The organism is Candidatus Marithrix sp. Canyon 246 (assembly GCF_001723685.1).
GTDB lineage: Bacteria > Pseudomonadota > Gammaproteobacteria > Beggiatoales > Beggiatoaceae > Marithrix.
Genome location: NZ_MCBX01000008.1, coordinates 40,555 through 67,224, shown reverse-complemented (window position 1 = coordinate 67,224; position 26,670 = coordinate 40,555). Strand labels below are relative to the sequence as shown.

At 33.5% G+C, this 26,670-nt stretch carries 38 protein-coding genes; 15 read left to right on the top strand and 23 right to left on the bottom strand.

Going from position 1 to position 26,670, the window contains the following annotated elements; translation table 11 throughout:
* Nucleotides 1-20 precede the first annotated feature (20 nt).
* Genes BHU68_RS06940 through BHU68_RS06925 form a run of 4 tightly spaced genes read right to left on the bottom strand, consistent with a single transcriptional unit; the run spans nt 21 to nt 2,868 of the window.
* Nucleotides 21-1,346: a sugar transferase gene (locus tag BHU68_RS06940; protein ID WP_069470944.1), complete on the bottom strand. Its 1,326-nt coding sequence runs from the start codon at nt 1,344-1,346 to the stop codon at nt 21-23.
* Between the two features lies 1 nt (nt 1,347).
* Entirely contained in the window at nt 1,348-2,082 is a 735-nt protein-coding gene (locus BHU68_RS06935) for a sugar transferase (protein WP_069470943.1), read from the bottom strand.
* A 2-nt stretch (nt 2,083-2,084) separates the two neighbouring features.
* Complete coding sequence (locus BHU68_RS06930; protein WP_069470942.1) at nt 2,085-2,426, bottom strand: STAS domain-containing protein; 342 nt, start codon at nt 2,424-2,426, stop codon at nt 2,085-2,087.
* Between the two features lie 13 nt (nt 2,427-2,439).
* On the bottom strand, nt 2,440-2,868 hold the full coding sequence (locus tag BHU68_RS06925; protein ID WP_069470941.1) for an ATP-binding protein: 429 nt from the start codon (nt 2,866-2,868) through the stop codon (nt 2,440-2,442).
* 139 nt (nt 2,869-3,007) lie between these two features.
* On the opposite strand from BHU68_RS06925, the gene tadA reads away from it, so the two are divergent.
* A complete protein-coding gene (tadA, locus tag BHU68_RS06920; protein ID WP_069470940.1) occupies nt 3,008-3,469 on the top strand; it encodes a tRNA adenosine(34) deaminase TadA in 462 nt (153 codons plus the stop codon).
* Here the strand turns inward: tadA and BHU68_RS06915 are convergent.
* The 5 genes from BHU68_RS06915 to soxA are packed head-to-tail and all read right to left on the bottom strand — an operon-like array spanning nt 3,466 to nt 6,884.
* Nucleotides 3,466-4,107, bottom strand: a complete 642-nt coding sequence (locus BHU68_RS06915) for a queuosine salvage family protein (RefSeq protein ID WP_069470939.1) — start codon at nt 4,105-4,107, stop codon at nt 3,466-3,468. The genes tadA and BHU68_RS06915 overlap by 4 nt on opposite strands.
* Entirely contained in the window at nt 4,104-5,027 is a 924-nt protein-coding gene (gene dapF / locus BHU68_RS06910) for a diaminopimelate epimerase (protein WP_069470938.1), read from the bottom strand. Before dapF ends, BHU68_RS06915 begins: the two co-directional genes overlap by 4 nt.
* Before the next feature lie 15 nt (nt 5,028-5,042).
* On the bottom strand, nt 5,043-5,426 hold the full coding sequence (locus BHU68_RS06905; RefSeq protein ID WP_083234175.1) for a retropepsin-like aspartic protease: 384 nt from the start codon (nt 5,424-5,426) through the stop codon (nt 5,043-5,045).
* Complete coding sequence (locus BHU68_RS06900) at nt 5,401-5,682, bottom strand: hypothetical protein (protein WP_069470937.1); 282 nt, start codon at nt 5,680-5,682, stop codon at nt 5,401-5,403. Before BHU68_RS06900 ends, BHU68_RS06905 begins: the two co-directional genes overlap by 26 nt.
* Before the next feature lie 26 nt (nt 5,683-5,708).
* Complete coding sequence (gene soxA, locus BHU68_RS06895; RefSeq protein WP_069470980.1) at nt 5,709-6,884, bottom strand: sulfur oxidation c-type cytochrome SoxA; 1,176 nt, start codon at nt 6,882-6,884, stop codon at nt 5,709-5,711.
* A 27-nt stretch (nt 6,885-6,911) separates the two neighbouring features.
* Between soxA and BHU68_RS06890 the strand changes: the two genes are divergently transcribed.
* The 5 genes from BHU68_RS06890 (at nt 6,912) to BHU68_RS06870 (ending at nt 11,167) form a co-directional block, all read left to right on the top strand.
* The gene (locus BHU68_RS06890) at nt 6,912-7,424 is read left to right on the top strand and encodes a UPF0149 family protein (protein ID WP_069470936.1); all 513 of its coding nucleotides are present in this window, start codon (nt 6,912-6,914) and stop codon (nt 7,422-7,424) included.
* 48 nt (nt 7,425-7,472) lie between these two features.
* A complete protein-coding gene (gyrA, locus tag BHU68_RS06885) occupies nt 7,473-9,923 on the top strand; it encodes a DNA gyrase subunit A (protein WP_069470935.1) in 2,451 nt (816 codons plus the stop codon).
* A gap of 6 nt (nt 9,924-9,929) precedes the next feature.
* Complete coding sequence (locus BHU68_RS06880; RefSeq protein WP_253180938.1) at nt 9,930-10,274, top strand: DMT family transporter; 345 nt, start codon at nt 9,930-9,932, stop codon at nt 10,272-10,274.
* An 85-nt stretch (nt 10,275-10,359) separates the two neighbouring features.
* Complete coding sequence (locus tag BHU68_RS06875) at nt 10,360-10,950, top strand: class I SAM-dependent methyltransferase (protein ID WP_069470934.1); 591 nt, start codon at nt 10,360-10,362, stop codon at nt 10,948-10,950.
* A gap of 10 nt (nt 10,951-10,960) precedes the next feature.
* Nucleotides 10,961-11,167 carry a BrnT family toxin gene (locus BHU68_RS06870; RefSeq protein ID WP_216092591.1) on the top strand — a complete coding sequence of 69 codons (207 nt, stop codon included), beginning with the start codon at nt 10,961-10,963 and terminating at the stop codon, nt 11,165-11,167.
* 137 nt (nt 11,168-11,304) lie between these two features.
* On the opposite strand, the gene BHU68_RS06865 is transcribed toward BHU68_RS06870, so the two are convergent.
* Together BHU68_RS06865 and waaC are read right to left on the bottom strand one after the other, a co-directional pair.
* Nucleotides 11,305-11,928, bottom strand: coding sequence for a hypothetical protein (locus BHU68_RS06865; RefSeq protein WP_069470933.1), 624 nt, complete (start codon nt 11,926-11,928; stop codon nt 11,305-11,307).
* Nucleotides 11,925-12,941 (bottom strand): lipopolysaccharide heptosyltransferase I, encoded by a 1,017-nt coding sequence (waaC, locus tag BHU68_RS06860; protein ID WP_069470932.1) that lies wholly within the window; start codon nt 12,939-12,941, stop codon nt 11,925-11,927. The genes BHU68_RS06865 and waaC overlap by 4 nt, the downstream gene beginning before the upstream one ends.
* 5 nt (nt 12,942-12,946) lie before the next feature.
* On the opposite strand from waaC, the gene rluB reads away from it, so the two are divergent.
* Nucleotides 12,947-13,693, top strand: a complete 747-nt coding sequence (gene rluB, locus BHU68_RS06855) for a 23S rRNA pseudouridine(2605) synthase RluB (protein WP_069470931.1) — start codon at nt 12,947-12,949, stop codon at nt 13,691-13,693.
* On the opposite strand, the gene BHU68_RS06850 is transcribed toward rluB, so the two are convergent.
* The 12 genes from BHU68_RS06850 to BHU68_RS06795 form a co-directional block, all read right to left on the bottom strand.
* Nucleotides 13,679-14,791, bottom strand: coding sequence for an FIST signal transduction protein (locus tag BHU68_RS06850; RefSeq protein ID WP_069470930.1), 1,113 nt, complete (start codon nt 14,789-14,791; stop codon nt 13,679-13,681). The genes rluB and BHU68_RS06850 overlap by 15 nt on opposite strands.
* Entirely contained in the window at nt 14,791-14,991 is a 201-nt protein-coding gene (locus tag BHU68_RS17585; protein ID WP_069470929.1) for a hypothetical protein, read from the bottom strand. Before BHU68_RS17585 ends, BHU68_RS06850 begins: the two co-directional genes overlap by 1 nt.
* Before the next feature lie 16 nt (nt 14,992-15,007).
* A complete protein-coding gene (locus BHU68_RS06840) occupies nt 15,008-15,529 on the bottom strand; it encodes a gamma carbonic anhydrase family protein (RefSeq protein WP_069470928.1) in 522 nt (173 codons plus the stop codon).
* The gene (gene ispG, locus BHU68_RS06835; protein ID WP_069470927.1) at nt 15,510-16,586 is read right to left on the bottom strand and encodes a flavodoxin-dependent (E)-4-hydroxy-3-methylbut-2-enyl-diphosphate synthase; all 1,077 of its coding nucleotides are present in this window, start codon (nt 16,584-16,586) and stop codon (nt 15,510-15,512) included. The genes BHU68_RS06840 and ispG overlap by 20 nt, the downstream gene beginning before the upstream one ends.
* Nucleotides 16,587-16,595: 9 nt before the next feature.
* Nucleotides 16,596-17,522: a RodZ domain-containing protein gene (locus BHU68_RS06830; RefSeq protein WP_069470926.1), complete on the bottom strand. Its 927-nt coding sequence runs from the start codon at nt 17,520-17,522 to the stop codon at nt 16,596-16,598.
* A 12-nt stretch (nt 17,523-17,534) separates the two neighbouring features.
* Complete coding sequence (gene pilW / locus BHU68_RS06825; RefSeq protein ID WP_069470925.1) at nt 17,535-18,278, bottom strand: type IV pilus biogenesis/stability protein PilW; 744 nt, start codon at nt 18,276-18,278, stop codon at nt 17,535-17,537.
* 4 nt (nt 18,279-18,282) lie between these two features.
* Nucleotides 18,283-19,344, bottom strand: coding sequence for a 23S rRNA (adenine(2503)-C(2))-methyltransferase RlmN (gene rlmN / locus BHU68_RS06820; protein WP_069470924.1), 1,062 nt, complete (start codon nt 19,342-19,344; stop codon nt 18,283-18,285).
* Between the two features lie 3 nt (nt 19,345-19,347).
* Complete coding sequence (gene ndk, locus BHU68_RS06815) at nt 19,348-19,779, bottom strand: nucleoside-diphosphate kinase (RefSeq protein WP_069470923.1); 432 nt, start codon at nt 19,777-19,779, stop codon at nt 19,348-19,350.
* A gap of 42 nt (nt 19,780-19,821) precedes the next feature.
* On the bottom strand, nt 19,822-21,144 hold the full coding sequence (locus BHU68_RS06810; protein WP_069470922.1) for a TRAP transporter large permease: 1,323 nt from the start codon (nt 21,142-21,144) through the stop codon (nt 19,822-19,824).
* A 1-nt stretch (nt 21,145) separates the two neighbouring features.
* Nucleotides 21,146-21,652 carry a TRAP transporter small permease subunit gene (locus BHU68_RS06805; RefSeq protein WP_069470978.1) on the bottom strand — a complete coding sequence of 169 codons (507 nt, stop codon included), beginning with the start codon at nt 21,650-21,652 and terminating at the stop codon, nt 21,146-21,148.
* Between the two features lie 675 nt (nt 21,653-22,327).
* Nucleotides 22,328-22,558: a type II toxin-antitoxin system RelE family toxin gene (locus tag BHU68_RS06800; RefSeq protein WP_069470921.1), complete on the bottom strand. Its 231-nt coding sequence runs from the start codon at nt 22,556-22,558 to the stop codon at nt 22,328-22,330.
* The gene (locus BHU68_RS06795) at nt 22,551-22,748 is read right to left on the bottom strand and encodes a hypothetical protein (protein WP_069470920.1); all 198 of its coding nucleotides are present in this window, start codon (nt 22,746-22,748) and stop codon (nt 22,551-22,553) included. Before BHU68_RS06795 ends, BHU68_RS06800 begins: the two co-directional genes overlap by 8 nt.
* Nucleotides 22,749-22,917: 169 nt before the next feature.
* Here BHU68_RS06795 and BHU68_RS18015 point away from each other — a divergent pair, with 169 nt between their 5' ends.
* The 8 genes from BHU68_RS18015 to BHU68_RS06765 all read left to right on the top strand — a co-directional run bounded on the left by BHU68_RS18015 (nt 22,918) and on the right by BHU68_RS06765 (nt 26,655).
* A complete protein-coding gene (locus BHU68_RS18015; RefSeq protein ID WP_256359160.1) occupies nt 22,918-23,046 on the top strand; it encodes a hypothetical protein in 129 nt (42 codons plus the stop codon).
* A 261-nt stretch (nt 23,047-23,307) separates the two neighbouring features.
* Nucleotides 23,308-23,544, top strand: a complete 237-nt coding sequence (locus BHU68_RS06790) for a type III-B CRISPR-associated protein Cas10/Cmr2 (RefSeq protein WP_083234961.1) — start codon at nt 23,308-23,310, stop codon at nt 23,542-23,544.
* 203 nt (nt 23,545-23,747) lie between these two features.
* Nucleotides 23,748-24,287 (top strand): hypothetical protein, encoded by a 540-nt coding sequence (locus tag BHU68_RS06785; protein WP_069470918.1) that lies wholly within the window; start codon nt 23,748-23,750, stop codon nt 24,285-24,287.
* Nucleotides 24,288-24,302: 15 nt separating this feature from the next.
* Nucleotides 24,303-24,773, top strand: coding sequence for a type III-B CRISPR-associated protein Cas10/Cmr2 (gene cas10 / locus BHU68_RS06780; protein ID WP_069470917.1), 471 nt, complete (start codon nt 24,303-24,305; stop codon nt 24,771-24,773).
* Nucleotides 24,758-25,018 (top strand): hypothetical protein, encoded by a 261-nt coding sequence (locus BHU68_RS06775; RefSeq protein WP_069470916.1) that lies wholly within the window; start codon nt 24,758-24,760, stop codon nt 25,016-25,018. The genes cas10 and BHU68_RS06775 overlap by 16 nt, the downstream gene beginning before the upstream one ends.
* Nucleotides 25,019-25,357: 339 nt before the next feature.
* Nucleotides 25,358-26,239, top strand: coding sequence for a type III-B CRISPR module RAMP protein Cmr4 (cmr4, locus tag BHU68_RS06770; protein ID WP_069470915.1), 882 nt, complete (start codon nt 25,358-25,360; stop codon nt 26,237-26,239).
* Between the two features lie 2 nt (nt 26,240-26,241).
* Nucleotides 26,242-26,385: a type III-B CRISPR module-associated protein Cmr5 gene (locus tag BHU68_RS16360; protein ID WP_083234960.1), complete on the top strand. Its 144-nt coding sequence runs from the start codon at nt 26,242-26,244 to the stop codon at nt 26,383-26,385.
* Between the two features lie 63 nt (nt 26,386-26,448).
* On the top strand, nt 26,449-26,655 hold the full coding sequence (locus BHU68_RS06765) for a hypothetical protein (protein ID WP_069470914.1): 207 nt from the start codon (nt 26,449-26,451) through the stop codon (nt 26,653-26,655).
* The last annotated feature ends 15 nt before the right edge of the window (nt 26,656-26,670 follow it).

Below are 26,670 nucleotides of genomic sequence, written 5' to 3'. Positions count from 1 at the left end.
TTGAGCAGACAGAAAAGTAATTATTGAACCCATGCCTTTCGACTAAACAACGCACCAATTCCCTGCCATAAATAAGATATATCTTTAGTAGTGCTACGTTGTCGAGCATAAAAAGCATCACTCATTAACTTTTCTTCTATTGGTACATTAGTAGGTAAATTTAATTGGCTTGGACCAATTAAGCCTATTGGTGCTTCGTCTCGAACTTTTGCCCAATCTTCTACCCGTTGTTCAGATTGTCTTGGTGTCAATGGCACAACTCCAACAAGTCGTAAATCACCTGTCAAAATTGACCATAAATATGGTAAATAACGTAATATTGGTATCCGTGTATTCCATGTCCATGCTGTAAATACTCTACGTTTACGATTGCCAAAATCATCAAATTGTAAACGATTACCTTCTAATCTCTTTTTCTTTAACAGATTTTTCTTATTAGACACAAGTAATGCAAATAACCACAATGGTAATGATGCAATTATTAACAATAATCCTAATAAACGATTTACAGGCTGAGCAATGCTTTTGCTGATTGTTTCAGTGTCTAAGTCGGCTAATAAAAATGTATCACTTATATGTAGTGTCGTATCTATATCAACACGAATTAAGTCATTTGACCATACTATCGCGTTTTTTATTTCTACGAATTCTCCAATATATGTATTGGGTAAAATAACACTCGATTCTATAGTAGCGGCGCGATCAATAATAACATTGTCACTAATTACCACTTGATCTAATAATTCTGCTTGCGGATGTACTCGACAATTGGAACCAACAAAAGCAATACCTTGTTTCAAACTTTGGGGTGATATTTGCGATTTACGCCCAATTTTTAAGCCTAATGCAAGTTCGCGCCCGGGTACTATTAATTTATCAAATTTGCCTGCAATTACGTCTAAATTAGTTTGATGAAAACTTTTTAAAGAGTCTAACTTATTGATGTATTTTTCTTTTATCCAACAAAAATTATCTAATTCTGACTTAGGAGTGTCTTTATTGCAAGTTTTACTAATAATTTCATTAGATAAAATATCACCGCGTAATATTAAATATTCTTCTGTATTATTAATACGTTGTATTATATCATAAGGATGTTCTTCACCCCTACTAAGAATATAATTAAAACGAACTCCCCAACGAGCACCGGCACCAAAAGTCTTTTCCACATTTTCAGCATCTGCTGAAATAACAAAAGTTATATCAGATACGCCAGAATTAATTAAACTTTCAATGGCATATTCCAACACCGGTTTACCGGCAACTGGAAGTAATGCCACGCAAGCTTTTTTAGTCAGTGGTAGTAATTCCTTACCAAGTCGATCAGCTAAAACCAAGGCTTTCATTTTAATAAGCTCCTTTACCCATTAAAACTGCTGGAATTGTTTGAAATAATATTTTAATATCAGTCCATAATGATTGAGACTCAATATATTTGACATCTAATTCAACTTGTTGAGGAAATGGAATGTCAGAACGCCCCGATACTTGCCATACACAAGTAATACCGGGAATAACCTCTAAACGACGACGATCAGCTAATGAATATTGATCCACTTCCGCAGGTACAGGTGGACGTGGTCCAACTAAGGACATATCACCTTTAAACACATTCCATAATTGTGGTAGTTCGTCAATAGAAACTTTGCGAATGAAACGTCCAATCTTAGTAATACGAGGATCATGTTTCATTTTAAACAGAACTCCGCCACTCATTTCATTGTCTTTCATCAATTGTTTTTTACGTTCTTCTGCATCCATATACATAGAACGAAACTTCCACATGGTAAATAAAGTACCCCAACGACCAACACGTGTTTGTTTAAATAACACGGCTCCGGGGGATTCTATATAAATCAAAGCGGCAATAGTTAAAAATAAAGGACTTAATAATAATATTATTATTCCAGAAGCAATTATATCTAATAAGCGTTTTAATAAGTATGCACTACGTATAACTAGATTCCAAGTTAAACGCTTAGTATAAAAACGCAATTTGTATATTAGACTGGTAACGCCAATATGGTCATAACGGTTTAATAGAATTTCCCGTAATTTATCTTGATGAATTTGTTTTAACATATTTAAGAATTCATATAAGTTAAAGCGGCTGCTTCTTCTTGAAAAATATTAAAAATTTGTTGCAAGCGCGTTAGTTCAATCAGTGTACGTACTGCTGGTGTTAATCCTAATAACACTACATCACCTTTTTTACCTCGCGCTGCTTTTAAAGCTGATATTAGTACAGATAATCCACTAGAATCCATAAAGCTGACTTTACTAAGATTTAAAATTAAATTACCTTGACCAACTTTAATGACATCTAATAATTTTTTTCTAGCTTCAGTAACAGCGTCTCCCATTACTAATTTGCCTGATAAATCTACAATATCAATTTTATCTTGTGTACGATGACTTAATAACATTTTTTTATCCTCTTTAAAATTTTTTTTTCATTTCTAATGTATGTATCCCAGCTGTAGTGCTATAACTGATACCATCCATTAATTCTTTAATTAAATAAAGTCCCCATCCACCATTGGGTATTTGTTCTATATCAGAAGGATCTATATCAACTACAGCACTTCTATCCATTTCTAATAACTTAGGATCCATTCCAATACCAGTATCTTGAATACTAATAACTAAATCATTATCTTGAAAAGATACGATCAAATCAATTAAACAATTTATTTGCCCCTGATAACTATGAATTATTACATTATTGAGTGCTTCTTTTACAGCCTGTCGCACTCCATCAACTTCGACAGAAGAAAGAGGAGTTAAAACACATAAAGCTCGAATACACTCATCGGCTAAATCCAGCGTCTCAGGATTACTATCAATGTTTAAGCTTATTTTTTTCATGGTGAAATAGTTTTCGCATAATATATGCCATTTAAAATCTGCTGAATGTACAAGCAAACAAGGCAGACTAGCTAAAGAGTAAGTATCATTAAAATGTCAATAATGTCATGTTATCGTCGCGTTATAAGTGAAAGTTATTATGAATTTATCAAATAATGATAATAAATGGATGCGTCATGCTCTGCAATTGGCAGATTTTGCTGCCGCTGAAGGTGAAATTCCGGTAGGAGCTGTGATAGTAGAAGATAATATTTGTATTGCAGAAGGTTGGAATCAAGCGATCATGTGTAATGATCCTACAGCTCATGCTGAAATTGTAGCCTTACGCAAGGCTGCACAATTTAATCAAAATTACCGTTTAGTCAATGCAACTTTATATGTTACTCTTGAACCTTGCACTATGTGTGCTGGTGCAATTTTACAAGCGCGAATTAAACGTATAGTATTTGGAGCTTATGATAATAAAGCTGGGGCTGCTGGTAGCCGCTTTGATATTTTAAGAGATAGTCGTCATAATCATTATTTGGAATGTGTCAGCGGCATCTTAGCTGATGATTGCAGTAGATGCCTGACAAATTTTTTTAAGCAGCGTCGAAACTAAGCGACAAAATAGACAGACTGATAACCTTCTGTGAAGATAGAAAAATCAGTTTTGTCTAGCGACAATTCTATTGCTGCTTTAATATCTTCAATATTATCAGTCTTGTTATTTAAATCAAGTCTTAACATGCGGAATATTTCATTGATACTACGAAGTATTTTAACTGACATCAATTCTCCAGAAGAATTAGCTCGTTCAATTAAATTGGTAAAAAATTTTTCCGTCTTGTCTGTTAATAATTCTGGATTTTTTTGTAAAATTTTAATACGTTTTTCTAAAGTTGGTGTTCGTAACCATTTTACAATCTTTGAAAATATTTCTTTGGAATCATTTTCAATTAAGACTTGTTTAGTTAATTGCTTAGCTGTATGTAATAAGATAATATCCTGTTTAGATAACTTTGATTTAAGGATATGTAATAGTTCAAGACGACTTTTATAAAAATCTTTTAATATATTATCGCCTTCATTATCAGCATCTGCAATCAGATCATCAAATATCTCTTCGATAAAACTAGTAATTAAGTTGGGGTTTTTTAGTAAAACCGTTATACCATCATCTGGTGTTTGAGCATTAAATAAAAATTCTTCTAATGCTGATTCAACTTCTTGTAATGCAACAGGATCATTCATTTTCATAAGGGTTTACTCATTTTAGACATTTCAAGTAATTTACCATAATTTTGCAATTCATCAACAAAGATTTCTCCAAAATAGTGAGTTATATCCTCTGATAAACTGATGCTACTTTTAAACATAAAAGTAGCATTGCCTGATAAATACACTGAATAGCCATCCTCATTAGTAGCTTGACAACGCACTAAACCTCCTCGATTATAAACATCTATGGTGTTACCAAAAGGTGAATGTTTTAATAAACAATAGACTAGTGTACTTGCTGACATGCCACTACCACATGAGTTAGTTAAACCAACTCCTCTTTCATAAGTTCTAACGAATATCGCGCCGTCATCTAATATTTGACAAAAGTTAATATTGGTTCCATTAGGAAATAGTTCAGGAAGTTGATTGGCTTTTGCTCCTATTGTATCAAGTTCGGTATCTGAAATGTTATCGACAATTGCAACAATATGAGGGTTAGGCATATGTACTTCAGTAAATTTGAATACTGGTGATAGTGCAGGTAATATTTGATTAATGCAGTCTGTATTTAATGAAATGGTGCTTAATTCGGCTTTATAAGTTGCGACATCTGGATGTATATTTTGATCTTTTTCGACTTGAGAAACGCCTTTTAAGGTTTCAATTGAAACACTATGTTTGTCTAAAGATTCACAAGCAAATCTACCAACACATCTTAAACCATTACCACACATTTCAGCTTCGGAGCCATCAGGATTAAACATCCTCATAGTGCCATCAGCTTTATCACTATTTTGAAAAAAAAGTATGCCATCAGCTCCTAAGATACCATTTCTATCGCAAAGCTGATTGGATAATGTTTTTCTTTGCTCCTCAGAAAATAATATTTTATGATATTCATCAATTAGAATAAAATCATTTCCAGAACCATGACATTTTAGTATGTTGATTTTCATGTTAATTTATTTTTTCTATGTGAAATCAATTTTCATTTCAGGCAAATTAATAATAGCTTTAGCATGAATTAGAAAATCCATACCTAAAATACCATTAATATTGAAACCATAATCCATACCTCCAATTTCTACCTGAAAATCTTGTAAACTACATTTACCTACTTGTAAATAATCAACAGTGCGCATAAAAACGGTTTCCGTACCACCAACACCGCGTATAGTATGAAAAACATCCTCTAATGCTGGTTCAATTTGAATACTAGCAACTGTATCAACAGATAAAATAGTTGTAGTTGAACCTGTATCAACTAATATATTTGAAATATTAGTGACCATTCCTTTATAAGCTACAGTCACTGTGGTAAAAATATGATTATTTTTCAGTATTAACTGCATCATTTAACCTAATTCCTAACCATTTCCGTTCACGAATATCTAGTTTTTCACGCGCTGCATTAACAAAATAAAACTCACGACTGGGATATTTTTTATGAAGATGACGATATTTTTGCATTGCATCACCTCCACTGACACAAGTTTCAATAACGGCTATATTATCAAGATGTCGTTGAGTGTCTGAAGTTGTATGTGCTTCTAAAGCTTCTACTATAAGCCATTGTTTTTTATATATTTTATGTATATCTGACCATATCATAATAATAATCCTTTAGCAGAATGAATTTATGGACCAAAACCGGGTACGCTTAATTCACTACCATTACTTTCAACAGTTAAATATAATTCAATATCAGCATATTCTGCTGCGTCTGGCGGTAAGTCATTGGCACGAGCTGCTAGGTTACACCACTGTATTCGTTTATTTATATCCCAAATTGCGTCTTTACCTGAACGATAAGTTGGATAGTGATCTATTATATTAGTTAATTTTTTGAGGTATTGCCCACGTATCCATTTACCACTATTCTTTTTATGGCAATCTGTACAAGCAAAATTCAGTTGTCCAATTTTACGTTGGGTTAGGGTTTTTCCTCGTTTTAAGGCAAGGTTGGTGTTAGTGTCACTGGTATCAACAGCAATTTTTTGTCCATTGGCTAGGTTACGTAAATAGATCGTTAAAGCTAGGTTTTCTTCGCTTTGTAGTAAATATTTTACATTAGTTGTCGCTTTAGCGTGACGAGTAATAAATTCTTCTATGCCAATTATTTTGTTTAAGCGTGGTTCAAATTTAGGCATTGTAACTGCCCATTTGGCAAATTTATCTTCAGGATTTTTATGGCATTTTTGACAAGATTCAATAAATAAGTCTGCGCCTGTTTCCAGTTCAAACATTGCAGGATTTTCAAATTCATCTAAATTATCCACATTATTTGTTGGTATTCGACGTTGTGGAAGTGGTACTGGAATTGTAAGTGTTTTTAAGTAAGATACAATATCCTTAATTTCATCTGTAGTTAAGATATTATGCGCACCCCAAGGTGGCATTACAGTATTAGGATTATAAATCCTAGCATCATAAATATAATTAAATAATAATTGATCGGGTAAATTCCATGCTCCAATAAATGATAAATTCATACCTATATTACCCGGTTGAGAAACATCAGGTAAAATATGACAGGCAACACAATTACCTTTTTTTCTATTTGCTACTAATTTTTTACCATTAGCAGGATTAGCTTTAATGCTAGATGTTATCGGTTGGATAACTGACACTGGTTTTTTTACTGTGTGTCGTAAATTACTATAGTTACTCCATGTATTACTGCTTTTCCAAGATGTTATAGTAGTAGCATTTTTTATATCTAATGGTACAGATGATGGCATTTCTGCCGCTTTTACGGATAAAGGTATTATTAATATATATATTAACAATAACTGTGATTTATTATACTGCAATTTAACCCCCATAGTGGAGAAATTAAGATGGAAATTTATGAACCATTAAATCAATCATTAAAACATGTAGGTTCTTTAATGGATGCCGCTGAAACGCATGGTATTTTATGCGGATTATTATGTGTATCTCAATCTTTTTCTGAAAACCTTTGGATAAAACATGTTCTTGGAGAAGCTTCTGTACAAGATGGCTTGGCTTCTCAATGTCAGCAACAATTACATCTGGTAAAAAATTATACCATAGATCAATTGGAATCCTCTAATTATGAATTCATGCCTTTATTACCTGATGATGAAATTTCGTTATTAGAACGCACTCAAGCTTTAGGTGGGTGGTGTGAAGGCTTTTTATTTGGTTTTAGTTTAACTAAAAATAAGTTAGATGATTTATCAGATAATATGAAAGATTTTATTGATGATATGATTTCGGTATCACATATAGCACCCACTGAAAAGAGTGAAGACAATGAAGAAAATTATATGCAAGTAGTGGAATATATTAAGGTGGGTGTCATTAGTTGCTATGATTCAAAATATTAACATATGGTATAATTAGCAGTAAAATAAACTGTTAGGATATATAAACCAATGCTTGAATTCGCCAAAGAAATCCAGCCCGTAAATATTGAAGATGAAATGAAACAATCCTACCTTGATTATGCGATGAGTGTAATCGTTGGTAGGGCATTACCTGATGTTCGTGATGGCTTAAAACCTGTGCATCGACGCTCATTATACGCAATGCATGAATTGGGTAATGTTTGGAATAAGCCTTATAAAAAATCTGCACGTATTGTGGGTGATACTTTAGGGCGTTTTCATCCTCATGGTGATTCTTCTGTATATGACACTATTGTGCGTATGGCACAGCCGTTTTCTTTACGTTATTGCCTTGTAGATGGGCAAGGAAATTTTGGTTCTATTGATGGTGATAATGCCGCTAGTATGCGTTATACCGAAGTTAGAATGTCTAAAATTGCTCATGAGTTGCTAACTGATATTGATAAGGATACTGTTGATTTCAATCCAAATTATGATGAATCTGAATTTGAGCCTAAAGTTTTTCCTACCAGAATTCCTAATTTATTAATCAATGGCACTAGCGGTATTGCCGTGGGTATGGCGACTAATATTCCGCCGCATAATTTAGGCGAAGTGATTAATGCTTGCATTGCTTTAATTGATGATGCTGATTTATCTATTGAAGCATTAATGGAATATATACCCGGTCCAGATTTCCCTACTGCTGCTATGATTAATGGTGCAAATGGTATTACTGAAGCCTATCATACTGGGCGAGGTAAAATTTATCTTCGCGCTCGCAGTAACTTTGAAGAAGATGATAATGGTCATCAAAAAATTATAGTAACAGAGTTACCTTATCAAGTTAATAAAGCGCGTTTGCTGGAAAAAATAGCAGAGTTAATTAAAGATAAAAAAATTGAAGGTATTAGTGCTTTACGCGATGAGTCTGATAAAGATGGTATTCGTATAGTTGTTGAAATACGACGTGGTGAAATTGCTGATGTTGTATTAAATAATTTATTTAAATATACTCAAATGCAAAATGTGTTTGGTATTAATATGGTGGCTTTAGTTGATGGAGAACCGCGTTTATTACCTTTAAAGCAGTTACTAGAATATTTTATTCGCCATAGACGCGAAATCGTTACACGACGCACTTTGTTTGAGTTAAAGAAAGCTAGAGAAAGAGCGCATATATTAGAAGGTTTAGCTACAGCTTTAAAGAATATAGATGCTGTAATTAAAATTATAAAAGCTGCTAAAACCCCGCAAATCGCACGAGAAAAATTATCCAGCAGCTATAGCTTATCAAAAGTTCAAATACAGGCTATTTTAGATTTACGCTTACATCGTATAACTGGCTTAGAACAAGACAAAATTGTTGAAGAAATTAAAAATTTATCTATTCGGATTACAGATTTATTAGATATTCTGGATAATAATGAACGCTTGATGAAGGTGATACGTGCAGAATTAATGGCGGTGCATGATCAATATGCTGATAAGCGACAAACTGAAATACTAATAGATAGTATTAATTTAAGTATAGAAGATTTAATTACTGAAGAAGATGTGGTTGTTACCTTGTCTATTGAAGGTTATATTAAAACTCAAGCTGTTAATACTTATACTGCTCAAAAACGCGGCGGTAAAGGTAAATCAGCGACTAAAATTAAACAAGAAGATGTGATTGATAAGCTGTTTATTGCTAATACTCATGATACCATTTTGTGTTTTAGTAGTATAGGTAAGGTTTATTGGTTAAAAGTTCATCAATTGCCATTGGCTAGTCGCGCTTCACGCGGTAAACCAATTATTAATTTACTAGCTTTAGAAGCAAATGAACGTATAAATACGATTTTGCCAATACGTGAATTTACTGAAGATAAATTTGTTTTGATGGCAACTTCTAAAGGCACAGTTAAGAAAACTGCTCTTATAAAATTTTCAAATCCTCGTTCTAATGGCATTATCGCAATTAATTTAAATGATAATGATCGATTAATTGGGGTAGATATAACAGATGGGCAACAAGATGTAATGTTATTTAGTAAACGCGGCAAGGCAGTGCGTTTTAAAGAAGAAGCTGTACGTGCAACTGGGCGAACTGCACGTGGTGTGCGTGGTATTAGATTAGCGGATGAAGATCAAGTAATGTCGTTAATTATAACACATACTGGCGGCACGGTTTTAACTTCTACAGTTAATGGTTTTGGTAAGCGCACACCTGTGGATGACTATCCAACCAAAGGGCGTGGTGGTAAAGGCGTAATCGCGATAAAAACTTCAGAACGTAATGGTGAAGTAGTAGGAGCCTTGCAAGTTGAAGATAATGATGACATTATGTTAATAAGTGATCGTGGAACCTTAGTCCGTACTAAAGTTGAAGGTATTTCAGTAGTAAGTCGTAATACTCAAGGAGTCAATTTGATTACCTTAAGTAAAAAAGAACAATTGGTAGGTTTATGTAAAATTTTAGAGTTAGAAGTAGATGAAGAAGAAACTGAGGAATAAAAAACTATGAATAGTGAAGTAACTGCTATAACTTGGATGTTACTAATTGTAGCTATAATTTTAGAAGTATTTGGTACGATTTCAATGAAATTATCAGATGGTTTTACTAAAATTGGACCAATTATAGCGATGTTAGGATTTTATGCTGTTGGTTTAAGTTTATTGGCATATGTGGTTAAGTCTATAGATATTAGTATAGCATACGCGGTATGGTCAGGTTTAGGCACTGCTTTAATTGCAATTATTGGCTTTTTATGGTTTAAAGAAACAGCAACTACGATTAAAATCATATCAATAGCACTGATAGTTATAGGAGTTATTGGGTTAAATTTGAATGTTAGCTCATCATAAATTCCAACAAACCTGACAGGTTTTAAAAACCTGTCAGGTTTAAAAACATAGGAATGAAAATTTGTATAAGTCATATTCATTTATAATGAAAAATTTAGGATTTGATGCCAGCATTTCTAAATTTTTAAAAGAAATTAATATAGCTAATGAAAATTATAAAAATATTTTAGATGTTGGCTGTGGCACTGGTGTTATTGGTTTAAGCTTGGCTGAAAGATATAGAAATTGTTCCATTTTGTTCACTGATATAAATCAAAATTTGCTGAATCAAGCAAAAAAGAATGCTGAAGAAAAACAGATTGAAGCGAAAAGATTATCTTTTGGAATATCTGATATAACTACTCCTAAAAAAATAACTTCAACAAACTCGATTATTTTAAAAGATGCGACATTTGATATAGTTGCAACAGGTGCTGTTATTGGATATTCACAAAATCAAAAACAAACAATAGAAGATTTGCTAAGTCTGGTAAAACCAAATGGATATTTTATAAATATTGAAATGAATGAGGGTTTTTTTGGCAAAAATGTCTCAAGAAGGTATAAATATCCAATAATGCCACTTGCAGAGATAGAAAAATTAATAAAGTTAAATGGATTTGAACTTGTATCAATTCCTGTAACTATTTTTCCCGCAAAGTTGACTAGAACTTGCTATATTGCACGTAAGTATTAGATAATGCAATATGATTTTGAATGGGATCCTAAAAAAGCTAAAATTAATATCAGGAACCATATTTCGTGATCCTCAAGCTATATCAATAGTTGATCAAGAACATAGTGAAAATGAAGATCGATGGATTACCATAGGTTTTGATAGTTCTGGAGTATTATTAGTAGTAATACATACATTTAATTATGTAAGTCAAGAAGTATGTAAAATTAGAAATTAAATTTTCCAATTTATCTTGAGCCAGACATAGCAGAATTTATAAAAAAGTTAGCATTAGCAAAAAATGCTGATATGAATAAAATTGTTAATTTTTTATTAAAAAAAGAAAAAGAATTAATTGAATATGGAATTAATTAATCATTTTTTTCTTAATTTCATTTTAAGATTGACATTTTTATCTGTAATATTGACGCATTGATATTTATGTTGATAAGCAGAATGTTGAGCTTTAATCACATATTGCCCCGGTTTTAGACGAATACCATCTTTATATCTAGGTTTAATATTCATGATTTTAACATCAACATTAGTAGGTTTAGTTTTGACAGTCAAACTATATGTTTGACCAAAATTCCAATTTACTTCAAAACCATTGATTATTATCAGATAAAATATGAATAATATTGCCCAAAATGCTGTGGCTTGCATCCATCCTATTTCTCTTCCATTGGCAATATCTTTTTGAACTTCTTGTTTGTCACGTTCAATTTGTTTTTGCTTATTTTCTAATTGCTTTTTTTGACTGACTGCAAAATCTTTTTGTTTTTTTGTAGTTTCTGTTGTTGCATCTTTAGCTTTGGTATTTTGTTCGGTTTTTAATTTTGTTAATTTGTCTTTGTTAGTTTTTTGGAATCTTGTTAAATCAGCCGCTTGAGTTTTTTTAAAATTCGCAAGCTGTTCTTCTGAGTTTTTTTCAAATTCAGTTAATCTTTTACTTTTATAAATAATAAATAAAAATGAAAACATTACTACTAAAATCATTTAATAATAACCTTATTTAGATTTTCTATTACTTTTTCTGGTGATAAAGTTTGATAACAATTTGGTGAAACGCTAGTCGCACCGCGATAAGTACATTTCTTATTAAAGCAGGGAGCGCAGGCAAAATCTACTTGTAAATGTGTTTGTGCTAAACCATAAGTACCTGTTAATGATGGTGCTGTTGCTCCATATAATGTTATTGATGGTATATTCAAGGCAGCGGCAAGATGGGCTAATCCTGTATCTACTCCAATTACAACTTTGGCTTCTGTTAATTCTTTAGCGATAGTATATAAGGTACTTTTAGCTATTATATGAATATTTGAATTTATTGCCGCCAGCTTTTGAGCGCGTTTATATTCTTGAGCATTTCCCCAAGGTACAGCGATTTCAAAACCATGTTCTATCATTTTACGTGCCAATTTTCCCCAATATTCATAGGGCCAATGCTTGCTTTGCCACGTTGTTCCATGCAAAAATATAATTTTTGACTTTGGTATTATGGGTTGAAAATGTTGAATTATACCATAATTAGGCTGGTCTTTCGGAGCAGTATAATTTAAAGCCGCTGCAAATAATTGTCTTAATCTGGTGACTGCGTGTTGATTTTTAGGAATATTATAACTTTGTTGATATACTAAAGCGGCTAAACCTTCTCGCGCTGATTTAAAATCAAATCCACAACGAATACCTTGTGCTTTATAAGTTATAAATGCACTTTTTAATAAGCCTTGTGCGTCAATAATTTTATCATATTTTTGTTGTTGTAATTTTTGGATAAAATTATGCCAAATACCAGTTGATAATGTTTGCCAAATTTGTTTACGCCATCGCCGTAGTGCGATAGGAATTACTTGTTTAACCGCTGGATGCCATGTTGGGATTTCAGCAAAGTTTTCTTCGACAACCCAATCAACTTCTAAGTCAGGATAATGTTGTTGCGCATCAGTTATGGCTGGTAAAGTATGGATAACATCCCCTAATGAGGAAGTTTTAACTATTAAAATACGCATTAAATATGAAAACAGATTCTAGTGAAAAATTACAAAAAGTATTAGCTCGCGCTGGTTTAGGCTCAAGGCGTGAAATTGAACAATGGATTCGAGATGGGCGTGTAAAAGTTAATAAAGATATAGCTCATATTGGTGAACGAGTTGTGTTTAAAGATAAGATTAGTGTTGATAATCGTGAAATAAATATTTTAAATATAAAAGAAGCACCTCAAAAGATTTTATGTTATCACAAACCAGCAGGTGAAGTTTGTACTCGCCATGACCCTGAAAAACGTAAGACTATTTTTGATAAGTTACCGCCGCTGAAAAGGGCGCGTTGGATTAATGTTGGGCGTTTAGATATTAATACTTCTGGTGTATTGTTATTAACAACTGATGGTGAGTTAGCAAATCGTTTAATGCACCCTTCTTCTAATATTGAACGTGAATATGCAGTAAGAATATTAGGTGAAGTTGATCTTGATATGAAAAAACGTTTAACTGAGGGAGTAGAATTAGAAGATGGTATGGCTAAATTTAAAAGTATTAGAGATGCAGGTGGTAGTGGTGCTAATCATTGGTATCATGTGATATTAACTGAGGGGCGTAATCGTGAAGTTCGCCGTTTATGGGAAACTCAAGGTGTTACAGTAAGTCGTTTGATTAGGATTCGTTTTGGATCAATTTTATTACCTCCACGCTTGCGTGCAGGTAAATCTGTAGAGCTTGATGAACAGAGTAAGCGGCTATTGTTGAAATCACTTAAACACTAACATAGTAGCTGTTTGATTGATATGCCCTATATATGATTCTCCATAGGTACTTAAACCTATTGTGGGAATATCAGAAAAAATTTGCCCATAATCTTCCATTAAATTTTTTGCTTCTAATTCTAAGGTTCTTAAAATGCAATGGAAGTTAATTATAGCTGAGATTGAACCCATTTGTTTTTGTTTATTTTCAAGTGCTTGTTTGGTATCCGCAATCATGTCTTGAGCTTCTAACAATGATAGTTCTGTATCTTCTAAAACATTACAATAGAATACAATATTTTGATCTTGAATTTGTTGTGGGCTGCGAACATATGGTTCATCTCCTACCATTAAACCTACTGGATTGAGCATAAAATGATTTGCAGCATCTTCTACTGAACAACCAACAGCTTCAGCATAAGCTACAGTGGCTGGTTTATTATTAAATTCAATAATTGTTCTTTTTGGCTCATCAACTTTAGTAGCAATCAATTTTTGATCTAAGGCACAAAAACTTTGTGTTTTAAGTATGTCAAATTGAATTTTTGGCTTCATTAATGCTAACAATGCTGCATCAGAATAAGCTTTGCCATTAGCATAAACATAAGTTTTTTCAAATTTAACATCATCACCAGCAGAGCCACCAACAAATAATAGATTAGTTAGATCACCTACCCTATCCATAACTCTTTCTTCAGCACCGCTAAGCCCATCAATTAGAATAATACCTACATATTGGTTAATATCCATTGTTAGAACTGGTTGTCTAAAGTGCTGTTTAAATTTAGCAAATGCGTGATCAACGCCTTGAGTACCCCCCTTCGAGAGATTTTCAACGACTTGAATATCAATATCTTCAATTATATCGGCATTAAATGCCATAGCTACTATTGAATTTTTTAACATTTTACCTGTAACAATTTCACCGGCGGTGGTACAACCAAATACTGGTATATTATTAAAGGTGGCTTGCATTTGTGCCGCTGTTTGATCAGGATCAAATGTTGATGATGCAAAAAAAAGCACCATTTTTGTGTCAAATTCACCGAATTGTTGTGTTAAATCTTGAGTGATTTGTTCAAGATTTGCTTTATTACTGTAGGCTGTGATCACATTCATTATAATTTCAATCTTAATTCTTCTGCTAATTTGTTTAGTTTGTTAATTACCTTGATATTATCTGGAGATTCAGCAGTATATTTATCAGGATTAATACCTTTTAAAATTAATTTAATTTTAATTGTGCTAGCGATAATATGACTGCCTTGCGCCCTCTGTTCAATGATTGTATCAATCATGTCTTTGATTTTACCCGGCATTTTTATCTTCTCATTTTTAATATTGTGTTGCTAAATTAGCATAATGTGTGGCTGAATATTCAAAATATTCCATTTCCTCAGTAGTTAATGGACGTATTTTTTTGACTGGGCTACCTAACCATAAATAGCCACCTTCTAATTCTTTACCCGGTGGTACTAGGCTACCTGCACCCAATAAAGTATAAGCTTTCAATACTGCACCATCTAATACAATAGATCCAATACCAATTAAACAATGGTGTTCTATAGTGCAAGCATGTAAATTCACTTGATGTCCAACTGTAACAGCCTCACCAATAACTAATGCTTGCCCTCCCGGATAATATGGGCTATCATGGGTAACATGTAAGACGCTATTATCTTGAATATTGGTACGTGCGCCAATGCTAATACTATTAATATCACCTCGCGCTACTACCATCGGCCATAAAGAGGCATCTTCTCCAATTGTCACTTCTCCTATGACTAAAGCCATAGGATCTATATAAGCACTAGCGGCAATTTTCGGTGTTTGGTTTTTATAATTGCGAATTGGCATTTTTATCAATACGCGCTCTAATAACGCGCTCTAATTCATCGACTAAGTCTTCATTTTGGACTTTATAATCAGGTTTACCATCAATATATAATAAATTATTGGGGCAGCCACCTGCTAAGCCAATATGTGCTTCTCGTGCTTCTCCCGGTCCATTTACTACACAGCCGATAACGGCTACATCTAATGGTTCTAATACATTTTCAAGACGCTGTTCTAAAGCATTAACTGTTTTTATAACGTCAAAATTTTGACGTGAGCAAGATGGACAAGCAATCAGGTTAATGCCTTTTTGACGGATATGCAGACTTTTTAAAATATCAAAACCTACTTTAATTTCTTCTACTGGGTTGGCGGCTAATGAAACTCGAATGGTATCACCAATACCCTCGGCTAATAACATGCCTAAACCAATAGCTGATTTCACAGCCCCAGCGCGAAAACCTCCAGCTTCAGTAATGCCTAAATGCAGCGGCTGTTCTATTTGTGAGGCTAGCTGTTTATATGCTGCTACCGTCATAAATATTTCTGATGCTTTAAGACTAACTTTGAAATTAGAAAAATTAAGCTTTTCTAAAATCTCAATATGGCGAAAAGCTGATTCGACTAAAGCATCTGCTGTTGGCTCACCATATTTTTTTTGCAAATCTTTTTCCAAAGAACCGGCATTGACACCGATCCTAATTGGAATACCGTTATCTTTCGCGCTTTCTACCACTGCTCTGATACGATCTTCGCGTCCAATATTTCCCGGATTAATTCGCAGACAATCTACACCTAATTCAGCGACTTTCAAGGCAATTTTATAATCAAAATGAATATCAGCCACTAATGGAATATTAGTTGCTAATTTGATTTTACCAAAAGCATCAGCGGCTTCAAGGGAAGGCACAGAAACTCGCACAATATCAGCACCTGCATTTTGCAAGGCATTAATTTGTGCTACTGTAGCTGTGACATCACAAGTTTCTGTATTTGTCATACTTTGTACTGAAATCGGTGCATCTCCACCCACTGCTACATTGCCAACATAAATTTGCTTAGATAAACGGCGTTTCATTTAATAGTTTTATTCTTCTTTTGTTCCAATAATATAAGTGCCATCATCTTTTGAAAACTGTCTTATATTCTTAGTTTCACTTAGATATTCAATATCGATATTTCTATTACCAACCTTAATTTTATAAGGAGGAGTACCTTTTACTGGTAATACTTGATTTTTATTTCCGATACCTTCGTACAGTTGTTTTCCATCACTATCCTGAATTCTCAGCCATACTCGTCTTTTAAAATGCACTGTTAAAGTATGATCTAGTTCTACAGCAGGAGTTTCTTCTACTTCCTCTGTTATTGTCTGAGATTCTTCAGATGTGGTTTCTGTTACTGTTCCTGTCTGTGTAGTATTTTGAGATACTACTGTAGTGGTAGCATTATTAATGCCATTATGATCATTTTGAGGAGATACAGCATTATCATTAGCCCACGGATCAGTATGTGTTGGATTTAGTTGAGCAACAGAAGTTTCTTCTTCTTCATTAGGATAAAATTGCCATATAACCATTAATACTATTACAGTTATAACTAGTAAAATACTAACCAGCTTAGGCCATAAATCTAAGCTAGTTGCTTGTTTTTGATGTTTTATTTTAGGAGTTGGTATTATGGTTTTTAGTTGTTGTGATTTATTAATATGATCAAAACCATCTGCAATAGATTTTTCAGGAATTTCTAGTAATTTCGCATAACTACGTAAGTAACCACGAATAAAAATAGTTGAAGGTAATTTGTCATAATTATCATTTTCAAGCCCCTCGATAACTCTAATATCTAAACATAATCTATCCGCAACATGCCCAACAGATAAATTATTGTCTTCACGGGCTTTACGTAAAATAGCACCCGGGCTTATTTCTGGTTTTGGGGCTTCTTTTTCTTCAGTAGTTTCTTCTACGCTCACTTCTTCAATATCATCGCTTTTTTTAGTTTCATCATTCATATAAACCTCCTATCATTGTTCCAATTGATTGAGTTTTTGAGTTTCTAAGGCATCTGGAAATTGATTACGTAGTAATCGTGCGTATTGTACTTGAGCTTCTTTATTATTGAGTTTACGTTCAATATGAAAGCCGAACCATAAGGTTTTTGAAGTTTGTTTAGCAACATTTGAATAACGTTGCAAGTAATTACGTGCTTGCTTATAACGTTGTTGATCAAAACTTATTGAAGCCATTTGAAATAATGCTCGTGGAAATTTAGAGTTACTTTGCAAGGCTTTGCGCATATAAGTTTCAGCATCTGTTAGTTTTTTGTAACGTACAGCACATATGCCAGCATTAGTATAAGCAATTTCCGGTGTTTTATACATAGGATTTTCTATAGCTTTTAGAAAATGTATATTAGCTTGTGCAAATTCATCATTTTTACATAGAAATTGTCCATAATTATTATGAGCATCATAATAATTTGGTTTAATTTGTAATGATGTTTGATAATGCTTTTTAGCTTCATCATTTTTGCCTAAACGATCATATAATACCGCAATTGCATTATGCGCCTCAGCATAATTGGGATTTATGCTTAATGCTTTTTGCAATGGATCAAGTGCCATCTCATTTTGCCCACGTCGCATATATGCAACACCTAATTGCAAATGATTGGTAGCGGCATTTTGAGCAGCATTCTGCTTGGTTTTGAGATTGGTTCCACAAGCATTTAATAACAAGATCATTAGCACATAACTTGCTAGTTTCATAGTATTACCTATTCAGCTGTCGTCGATTAATAACTTTACCAGCTAATTGCCCACAAGCTGCATCAATATCATCACCGCGAGTTTTTCGTGTAATTGTTACTAAACCTGCTTTGATCAAAATATCACGAAATCGTTCAATGGCTTCAGGTGTTGATCGTTGATAATGGCTTTGTGGAAAAGGATTAAATGGAATTAGATTAATTTTCGCCGAAATACCTTTTAATAACTTTATTAAATCACGAGCATGACTTGGACTATCATTTATGTCTTTTAACATTACATATTCAAAGGTAATATGACGACGATTATCATCTTCTACATATTCACGACAAGCAGCAATTAGTTGATTTAACGGATATTTTTTGTTAATTGGCACCAATTGATCACGTAATGAATCATTTGCTGCATGTAATGATACTGCTAGACTAACTGGAGATTGTTCCTTTAAACGTAATAAGGCTGGAACAATACCAGCAGTGCTTAGAGTAACACGCCGTCGAGATAAACCATAACAGAAATCATTCATCATCAAGCTCATGGCTTGAACGACATTATTAAAATTTGTTAAAGGTTCTCCCATACCCATCATTACAACATTACTAATTACTCGTTCATCCTTTTCCATTTCAGAACGTAGCGTATGTTCTGCTAACCATAATTGACCAATTATCTCTGCCACTGTTAAATTACGATTAAAACCTTGTTGTGCTGTGGCACAAAAACTACAATCTAAGGCACAACCAACTTGTGAAGAAATACATAAGGTGCCACGATCATCTTCTGGAATAAAAACCGTTTCAATACTATTGCCGTTATCTAATTTTAATAGCCATTTGCGTGTACCATCTTGCGAGGTTTGCATGGTTTCTACTTTGGGAATAGTTATGCAAGCAACTTCTTTTAAGCGCAGCCGCAAGGCTTTGCTTAAATTAGTCATTGCATCAAAATCTACAATACCTTGCTGATGAATCCATTTCATGACTTGAGTGGCACGAAATGGTTTTTCACCTATGCTAGCAAAAAAGGCTTGTAAACCATTTAAATCCAAATCCAACAAATTAACCATTGATTAACGTGTACGTGGGCAAACTTGTTCAGAAGTGAAAAAATATTCAATTTCTGTTTTGGCAGTTTCAGGTGCATCGGAACCATGTACTGCGTTTTCATCAACAGTTTCAGCAAAATCAGCGCGTATTGTTCCTGCCGCTGCATCTTTAGGATTAGTTGCTCCCATTAATTCACGGTGAACACTGATGGCATTTTCACCTTCTAATGCTTGTACCATAACTGGTCCGGAAATCATGAAATCAACTAAGTCTTTGAAAAATGGGCGTTCTTTATGTACCGCATAAAAACCTTCGGCTTGCTCACGACTTAAATGCAGCATTTTTGCCGCTATAATTTTTAATCCACCTTTTTCAAAACGTGAATAAATTTCACCAATTACATTTTTAGCAATAGCGTCAGGTTTAATAATAGATAAGGTACGTTCAATAGCCATTCGAGAGTGTTACTCCTGTTGTTGATAGTAAAAAATTACTAATTATACTGAAAAATTTAACCAATGATCAATTAAATTAGGCAACCACAAGATAATCTGTGGATATATCGTCAATAACATCAAAACTATCAACTGTAAGATTACAAAAGGAATTATGCCGCGATAAATTATATCAATGGATATTGTTGGAGGTGCTACTGCTTTTAAATAGAATAAAGCAAAGCCAAATGGCGGAGTTAGAAAGGATGTTTGTAAATTAACTGCTATTAAAACCGCAAACCAAAGCAGATTAATATCAAAAAATTGAGCAATTGGTGCTAGTATTGGCACTACTATAAAGCAGATTTCCAGAAAATCTAGAAAAAAACCTAGTATAAAGATCAACAATAAACTAACTACAATAAATCCCCATTGACCACCGGGTAATTGGGTTAAAATTTCATGTACTAGATGATCACCACCCATGCCTCGAAATACTAAGCCAAAGGCTGTTGCACCAATTAGTATTAGAAAGACCATACTAGTTAAGCGTGTAGTATGTTGTATGGATTTAGTTAATTTTTCTACTGTTAAACGTTTATGTAATATCCCTAATATTAAAGCAGCTATGGCTCCAAATGCCGCTGATTCAGTGGGAGTAGCAATGCCGAAAATTATACTGCCTAATACGATCATTATTATTAATAATGTTGGAATTACACTGTTAATAAAACGAATAACAAACTTCTTATTAGAAATATCACGAACTAATTTGGGTGCTATTTCTGGATTAAGCCATGCTCTGAACATTATATATAATATATATATGGTTATTAACATGATGCCGGGTATAATTGTACCAATAAACAAGCTGCCTGCTGGAACACCGATAATATCAGCTAATAAAATCAATACAATGCTGGGGGGAATTATTTGCCCCAAGGTGCCAGAAGCTGCAATCACGCCGGTTGCAAGGGTTGGGGAATAGTTATTTTTTAATAGAATTGGTAGTGAAATAATACCCATTGTTACTACAGATGCGGCTACAACTCCTGTAGTTGCTGCTAACATGCCACCAACTATCACAACAGAAATAGCTAAACCGCCGCCTAAACGTCCAAGTAATAAGCCCATTACCTCGATTAATTCTTCAGCCAGCCCAGATTTTTCTAAAATTATGCCCATAAATATAAATAGTGGCACTGCTAATAAGGTGAAATTAGTCATAATTCCCCATATTCTCAATGGCAATAAATCAAAAAAGGGCAAACCAAGAAAGATAGTTCCAAATAACAGCGCGACACCACCCAAAGTAAAAGCGACAGGATAGCCTAATAATAAAGCAAATATTATTACAGCCAACATTATTAATGCCCAGATTTCCATATTATTCTCCTTGAGACTCAATTAAATACGTTATATTTTCAATAATATTAGCAATAGCTTGTAATAACAATAAACTAAAACCAATAGGAATAGCGGCTTTAAGTAAAAAACGATAAGCTAAACCACCGGCATCAGGAGACGCTTCCTGAAAAATATAAGAATTATAAACAAACTGCCATGAGCCATTTATAATTAACAAACAAAAAGGCACTAAAAATAACAAACCACCTATAATATTTACCCAAGCGCGTGATTCATCATTCATCCAACGCCCTTTATAAATTATATCTACTCGTACATGCTCATCATGTTTAAAAGTATAAGCGGCACCAAATAAAAAAATGAGACTAAATAAATGCCATTGCAATTCTTGCAATCCTACAGAACCTATAGAAAATAGGTATCTTGTAGTAACATCATAGACAATGATTAATGTCATTAATAAAACTAACCAAGCGATTAAACGCCCTGTTAGTTCTGTGAATTGATTTATTGTTTTGATAAACATATTTTTTATTAAAAAGTTATCTGCGGGAAGAGGTATTATATTCGATAACAATGGTAAATTGGAACGAAAAAAATATAATGTTAAATTATAATCCTTTACCTGTTCAAAAGTTAGTTGTTCATTGAGATGGGGCAACTTGGTTTTAATCTTAAAGGTAATAAGATTGGTTTTGGTTCGGTGCAGATGTGGTTGGATGTTTGAGTATTATTTTTATCGTTCCACTTTAAATAAGCCCTCGCCCTTATAAAACTACAGGGATTGCATTTTAGCAGGGATTTCATATATATACATATCTAACTAATTGATTTTAATAGCCCTGAAGGGGCGACATAATATAGCCTAGGGCAACGCCCTAGGTATGATGTATATTATATGTCAGCCCTGAAGGGGCGAAATAATGAGGATAAATTATGTCGCCCCTTCAGGGCTAGGTTGGGATAATATAGCCTAGGGCAACGCCCTAGGAACGGATATTATTTCGCCCCTTCAGGGCTAACATATAATATACATCATCCCTAGGGCGTTGCCCTAGGCTGTATTATGTCGCCCCTTCAGGGCTATTAAAATCAATTAGTTAGATATGTATGTATAAGGATTTGAGCTTGAATGGGTGTTCAGTAATGCAGGTGATTGAAATTTGTATTTTGTATCATTAATAACTACAGAGATTGCATTTTAGCAAGGATGTATATATATGAAATCCCTGCTTACATGCAATCCATGTAGTTTTATAAGGATAATGTGACAAGTAATATTTAACAAAGTTCCTTTTAACTTTTTATATTGTGATACTGGAAAAGGATTTGAAGATAAACTTTCTATTGCATTTAATAAATATTCATGCTTTTCTTTAGCATGTTTTTTAAAATCTTTCTCAACAGATTTTGTGACTTCTAATTTATACATTAGTTTTTAATATGTTATGTTTGAAATCTTTGAAAGAAATTTTTTCTTCTTCTCTCCTTTCTTTTATAATAGTTAAATCATTATAATCTTCAATTAATTCTTCATATTCTTCTATAAACAAAACAACAAAAGAAGGTGTGCCATTTGGTGTTTTCAAATATTGTGGATGTAATGTTTTTGCTGTAATCATAATACCTTTCCTTTTGATATTTCATCACGGCAAATTTGCCAAACTTTTAATTTGTTCTTGCCAGTGATATGATAGCCACTTAAAAACGCTAGACGTAATCCCATATTAACCATTCTGACAATTTTCTTTTGGTTGGTTAATCAGCTCTAATAATGATACCTTGCTGGATTTGTTTGAGAATTCTAATACCTTAATAGGTTGGGTTTCTTTTATTAGTGCTTGGGCTTTTAGTATTAAATATTGGATGCGACGTAAAGAAGCTGAAACTAATTTTCGGAATGTTGGTGAGGAATTATAACCAGTTAGAGAAGCTTTTGATGCTAGTCTTATTTTAGCCAGTCGTAATTGTCAACCAGAATGGCATTTACTCCATATCCAACCCAAACGAGTTGAAGAACAAGTATTTAAACAAATATCAACATATAACCGACAATCCACCTTATACAGCTTTTAGTAAAAATAGTAGTTTTAAAATTATTAGTAGCGAATCAACAAGCAGGAAATTTATATAAAGAATATCGTCTTGATTTAGAAAGTCGCACTAGCCCATTATTTTTTCATATTAGGACCAGTGCAAGGCTTTGTAGCACAAGCGCGACGTACTCGTGACTTTTGGGCTGGTTCATTTTTACTACCTTGGTTAGCTGGTATAGCAATGAACTCAGTAAAAAACCAAAATGGAGAAATTATATTTCCATTACCTGATGAAGATTATCTAAAATGGATAAAAGGCAAAGGTGAAAAATCACCACCTCATCAAGGTAACATACCAAATCGCTTTAAAGGCAAAAATTAGCTGAAGAAGTATGGAAACAAGATTTAGCAGAATTTTGCAAAGAAGATTCAATTCATCGTAAAATATGGAATAGACAAATAAATAACTTCTTTGAAATCAGTTGGGTAATAACTGATGATGCAAATGAATCTAACTTATTAGATCGTCGCAAAAATTGGCGTAATCACTTTACACCTGCTGAACCGGGGGTTAAATGTATGATTATGACTGGTTGGCAAGAATTATCAGGTGTTCCTTATTCTGAGAAAGTAGATGAGAAGTCATGTAGGGTGGGTAGAGCGGAGCGAAACCCACCAGATCATGATAATAACAACTTGCATGGTGGGTTTCGTTTCACTCTACCCACCCTACAAAACCAAATTCAAAAGAAAGAAGAGCATGGTGGGTTTCGTTTCACTCTACCCACCCTACAAAACCAAATTCAAAAGAAAGAAGAGCATGGTGGGTTTCGTTTCACTCTACCCACCCTACAAAATCAAATTCAAAGGAAAGAAGAAATTAAAAAGAAAAAAGATAATAATACATTAAAAAATTTTTGGAAAAAAATTCGTGAAAAGAAACTAAAAAGGGATTTAGATGAACAAACATTGGAAGCTTTATATAAAGCAGCTAAAAATCTTGGAATCGAAAACGGAGAATGGAATACTAATATTAAATGTATTGATAAAACTAAACGTTTAACAGCTTTAGATGGAGTAGTATTTTTTGAATCAGAATTGCTAAACGCAGAAGAAGAAAATTAAGCAGCGGCAAAACAAATGCTAGCAGCACTCAAAAATATAGAAACTAAACCATCACCATTTTATGCGATTTTATTAATGGATGGAGATTCTCTAGGTAAACATATGAGCTCTACCGAAAAGCAACCTAAAATTTCAGCCGCTTTAAAAAAGTTTACTGATAAAGTAAATAATATCGTATGTAAAAACAATGGCTTTTTAATCTATGCTGGTGGAGATGATGTATTAGCAATTTTACCATTAGAAGACGCATTAGCTTGTGCTAAGGATTTACGCGATGAATATTTAGAAGCTTTTAAAGATAGCGGCATTAATTCCACCTTATCTGGCGCGATAGAATATGCTCATATAAAAATGCCACTAACCAAAATTCTTAGAGATTCACATAGCCTATTAGACAAAGTAGCCAAAGATGGCTGTGGGCGTGACGCTATCGCAGTTCGAGTCTGGAAACAAGGTGGTAAAGCCCTACAATGGGCAATGCCTTGATAATAGAACAAATAGTAGAAAAATTTCGTGCCGATGATGAATTTAGTAGTGGCTTTTTCTACAAAATAAGACAACGTTTTGACTTATTGAATCCTGCAAAAGGAGAAAAAGCAATTCTGAGTGCAAATGAATCAGTTAGCTTATTAGCGGCAGATTATGTATCGGGTAACAGAATAAGATTAGAAGTGGATGGGGCATTATTAGTGCGGTTTTTGGCTACCAAAAGGATTTACCGAAGAAACTGACAAACAAGGAACCAAAGTTTGGCGCGGTAACATTAATGAAGTAAAATTAACAATTTTAAGTAATTAGTTTAATACCAGCAGGCAGCGTCTGGTTTTGTCAAATAGAAAGTGGTAATCCAAGTAGTTTGAATGGTTATCATATTGGCGAAGAGACAGAATATGGGCGTGGAGAATTGGCTGTTGGAGTTTGGTAATTAAATCTATTTATAGTGAGTACAACAAATTACGTGGATAAACTAATAAGACATAAAATATATGCTAGGTAATGTTTTAATTCGTTTATCCACGTAATTAGCTGTACTCCTAATACTGAATTATGAAAGAAAGGGTATAAAAAAAATGTCACAAAAAACCGCCATTTTAGGCTTATGTACAGAAACATCATTACACGCCGGAACAGGGCAAATGTTAAGTAATATTGATTTACCTATTCAACGCGAATACCATACAAGTTATCCTTGTGTATATGGTTCAGGTGTAAAAGGGGCTTTGCGTCAATCAGCAGAATCTCGTGGATTTAAATGGATAGATGAGGTATTTGGACCAGATATGCAACATGGTTCTGAACATGCCGGAGCTTTAGGTGTTAGTGATGCGCGTTTGTTATTATTACCTGTACGTTCATTAACTGGACACTTTAAATGGGTAACTTGTCCAGCCATTTTGGATCGTTGGAAAGCTGATTATCAACGTTTAGGTTTGCCAGAAGCTAATGGTTTTTCTGTACCTTCTACAATCGACAATGAAACTGCTTTAGTGCATGATAAATTGCCTGAACAAGATTTGTTCTTAGAAGAATTTCGTTTTAAAACACAAGCCAATAAAAACGTTAAGGATGTTATTAATAACATAATCAAACTTATTAATAATGACCTGAAGGCTAATTTAATCAAGCAATTGGTAATTATCAATGACGACATGTTTGCCCATTTATGCCGCTATGCAACTCCAGTTGATGCTCATATCGCAATTGATAATGAAACTAAAGTAACTATACCCGGTGCATTATGGTATCAAGAAACCTTACCACCAAATACATTGCTTTATACTAGCTTAATCGCACAAAACTCTCGTAAAAATAAGAGTGAGAAAAAAGCTAATGATATTTTAAATCATGTAATTAGTGACTTATTTGAAAAGCATCCTTATTTAAGAATAGACGGTAATGAAACTGTTGGTATGGGTTGGTGTAAAGTTAAAGTCTTGCAAGGTGAGGTTTAATTATGCAAACAATGGATCAACAACGCGCTAAATTTGCCTTACAAGGAGTTACAAACGCAAAAGCTCAATTAAAATCTGATGAATGTAAAGAATATCATAGCCATATTTCAGCTTTACCGTTTATGATTCTACAGCCGATTTTTTAATCATTACTTCAAGCCTTAGAATTTACTGGTTCAGGTTCTAAGACGGCGGTTGGATATGGGCATATGGTTTGGAATGAAACTGAGGAAAAAAGCTTATTAAATGAACTAAACAAAAAAATAATGAATAACAAGCTAATAATCTCAACCATCGGCACCAGCTTACTAACCAACCAAATTAATCGCGCCAACCCAGATGAAAAAACTTGGTATTCTCAATTACGAGATGCCGCCAATTTTTCTGAAGCCGAAACACCAATCGAAACAAATTAATATTAAGAAGATATG

Excerpts from the sequence above, each read along its gene's own strand:
- BHU68_RS06775 (WP_069470916.1), top strand. The coding sequence starts at position 24,758 with ATGGGCAATGCCTTGATAATAGAACAAATAGTAGAAAAATTTCGTGCC.
- cmr4 (WP_069470915.1), top strand. The coding sequence starts at position 25,358 with ATGTCACAAAAAACCGCCATTTTAGGCTTATGTACAGAAACATCATTA.
- BHU68_RS06865 (WP_069470933.1), bottom strand. The coding sequence starts at position 11,928 with ATGATTTTAGTAGTAATGTTTTCATTTTTATTTATTATTTATAAAAGT.
- cas10 (WP_069470917.1), top strand. The coding sequence starts at position 24,303 with ATGCTAGCAGCACTCAAAAATATAGAAACTAAACCATCACCATTTTAT.
- BHU68_RS06785 (WP_069470918.1), top strand. The coding sequence starts at position 23,748 with ATGACTGGTTGGCAAGAATTATCAGGTGTTCCTTATTCTGAGAAAGTA.
- BHU68_RS06880 (WP_253180938.1), top strand. The coding sequence starts at position 9,930 with ATGAATAGTGAAGTAACTGCTATAACTTGGATGTTACTAATTGTAGCT.
- BHU68_RS06900 (WP_069470937.1), bottom strand. The coding sequence starts at position 5,682 with ATGATATGGTCAGATATACATAAAATATATAAAAAACAATGGCTTATA.
- BHU68_RS06935 (WP_069470943.1), bottom strand. The coding sequence starts at position 2,082 with ATGTTAAAACAAATTCATCAAGATAAATTACGGGAAATTCTATTAAAC.
- BHU68_RS06850 (WP_069470930.1), bottom strand. The coding sequence starts at position 14,791 with ATGAATGTGATCACAGCCTACAGTAATAAAGCAAATCTTGAACAAATC.
- BHU68_RS06890 (WP_069470936.1), top strand. The coding sequence starts at position 6,912 with ATGGAAATTTATGAACCATTAAATCAATCATTAAAACATGTAGGTTCT.
- waaC (WP_069470932.1), bottom strand. The coding sequence starts at position 12,941 with ATGCGTATTTTAATAGTTAAAACTTCCTCATTAGGGGATGTTATCCAT.
- rluB (WP_069470931.1), top strand. The coding sequence starts at position 12,947 with ATGAAAACAGATTCTAGTGAAAAATTACAAAAAGTATTAGCTCGCGCT.
- ispG (WP_069470927.1), bottom strand. The coding sequence starts at position 16,586 with ATGAAACGCCGTTTATCTAAGCAAATTTATGTTGGCAATGTAGCAGTG.
- BHU68_RS06805 (WP_069470978.1), bottom strand. The coding sequence starts at position 21,652 with ATGTTTATCAAAACAATAAATCAATTCACAGAACTAACAGGGCGTTTA.
- BHU68_RS16360 (WP_083234960.1), top strand. The coding sequence starts at position 26,242 with ATGCAAACAATGGATCAACAACGCGCTAAATTTGCCTTACAAGGAGTT.
- BHU68_RS06875 (WP_069470934.1), top strand. The coding sequence starts at position 10,360 with ATGAAAAATTTAGGATTTGATGCCAGCATTTCTAAATTTTTAAAAGAA.
- pilW (WP_069470925.1), bottom strand. The coding sequence starts at position 18,278 with ATGAAACTAGCAAGTTATGTGCTAATGATCTTGTTATTAAATGCTTGT.
- BHU68_RS17585 (WP_069470929.1), bottom strand. The coding sequence starts at position 14,991 with ATGCCGGGTAAAATCAAAGACATGATTGATACAATCATTGAACAGAGG.
- BHU68_RS06940 (WP_069470944.1), bottom strand. The coding sequence starts at position 1,346 with ATGAAAGCCTTGGTTTTAGCTGATCGACTTGGTAAGGAATTACTACCA.
- ndk (WP_069470923.1), bottom strand. The coding sequence starts at position 19,779 with ATGGCTATTGAACGTACCTTATCTATTATTAAACCTGACGCTATTGCT.
- BHU68_RS06765 (WP_069470914.1), top strand. The coding sequence starts at position 26,449 with ATGGTTTGGAATGAAACTGAGGAAAAAAGCTTATTAAATGAACTAAAC.
- BHU68_RS06870 (WP_216092591.1), top strand. The coding sequence starts at position 10,961 with ATGATTTTGAATGGGATCCTAAAAAAGCTAAAATTAATATCAGGAACC.
- gyrA (WP_069470935.1), top strand. The coding sequence starts at position 7,473 with ATGCTTGAATTCGCCAAAGAAATCCAGCCCGTAAATATTGAAGATGAA.
- BHU68_RS06800 (WP_069470921.1), bottom strand. The coding sequence starts at position 22,558 with ATGTATAAATTAGAAGTCACAAAATCTGTTGAGAAAGATTTTAAAAAA.
- BHU68_RS06795 (WP_069470920.1), bottom strand. The coding sequence starts at position 22,748 with ATGATTACAGCAAAAACATTACATCCACAATATTTGAAAACACCAAAT.
- BHU68_RS06905 (WP_083234175.1), bottom strand. The coding sequence starts at position 5,426 with ATGATGCAGTTAATACTGAAAAATAATCATATTTTTACCACAGTGACT.
- BHU68_RS06925 (WP_069470941.1), bottom strand. The coding sequence starts at position 2,868 with ATGAAAAAAATAAGCTTAAACATTGATAGTAATCCTGAGACGCTGGAT.
- BHU68_RS06810 (WP_069470922.1), bottom strand. The coding sequence starts at position 21,144 with ATGGAAATCTGGGCATTAATAATGTTGGCTGTAATAATATTTGCTTTA.
- tadA (WP_069470940.1), top strand. The coding sequence starts at position 3,008 with ATGAATTTATCAAATAATGATAATAAATGGATGCGTCATGCTCTGCAA.
- BHU68_RS06830 (WP_069470926.1), bottom strand. The coding sequence starts at position 17,522 with ATGAATGATGAAACTAAAAAAAGCGATGATATTGAAGAAGTGAGCGTA.
- BHU68_RS06840 (WP_069470928.1), bottom strand. The coding sequence starts at position 15,529 with ATGCCAATTCGCAATTATAAAAACCAAACACCGAAAATTGCCGCTAGT.
- dapF (WP_069470938.1), bottom strand. The coding sequence starts at position 5,027 with ATGAAAATCAACATACTAAAATGTCATGGTTCTGGAAATGATTTTATT.
- BHU68_RS06930 (WP_069470942.1), bottom strand. The coding sequence starts at position 2,426 with ATGTTATTAAGTCATCGTACACAAGATAAAATTGATATTGTAGATTTA.
- rlmN (WP_069470924.1), bottom strand. The coding sequence starts at position 19,344 with ATGGTTAATTTGTTGGATTTGGATTTAAATGGTTTACAAGCCTTTTTT.
- BHU68_RS06915 (WP_069470939.1), bottom strand. The coding sequence starts at position 4,107 with ATGAAAATGAATGATCCTGTTGCATTACAAGAAGTTGAATCAGCATTA.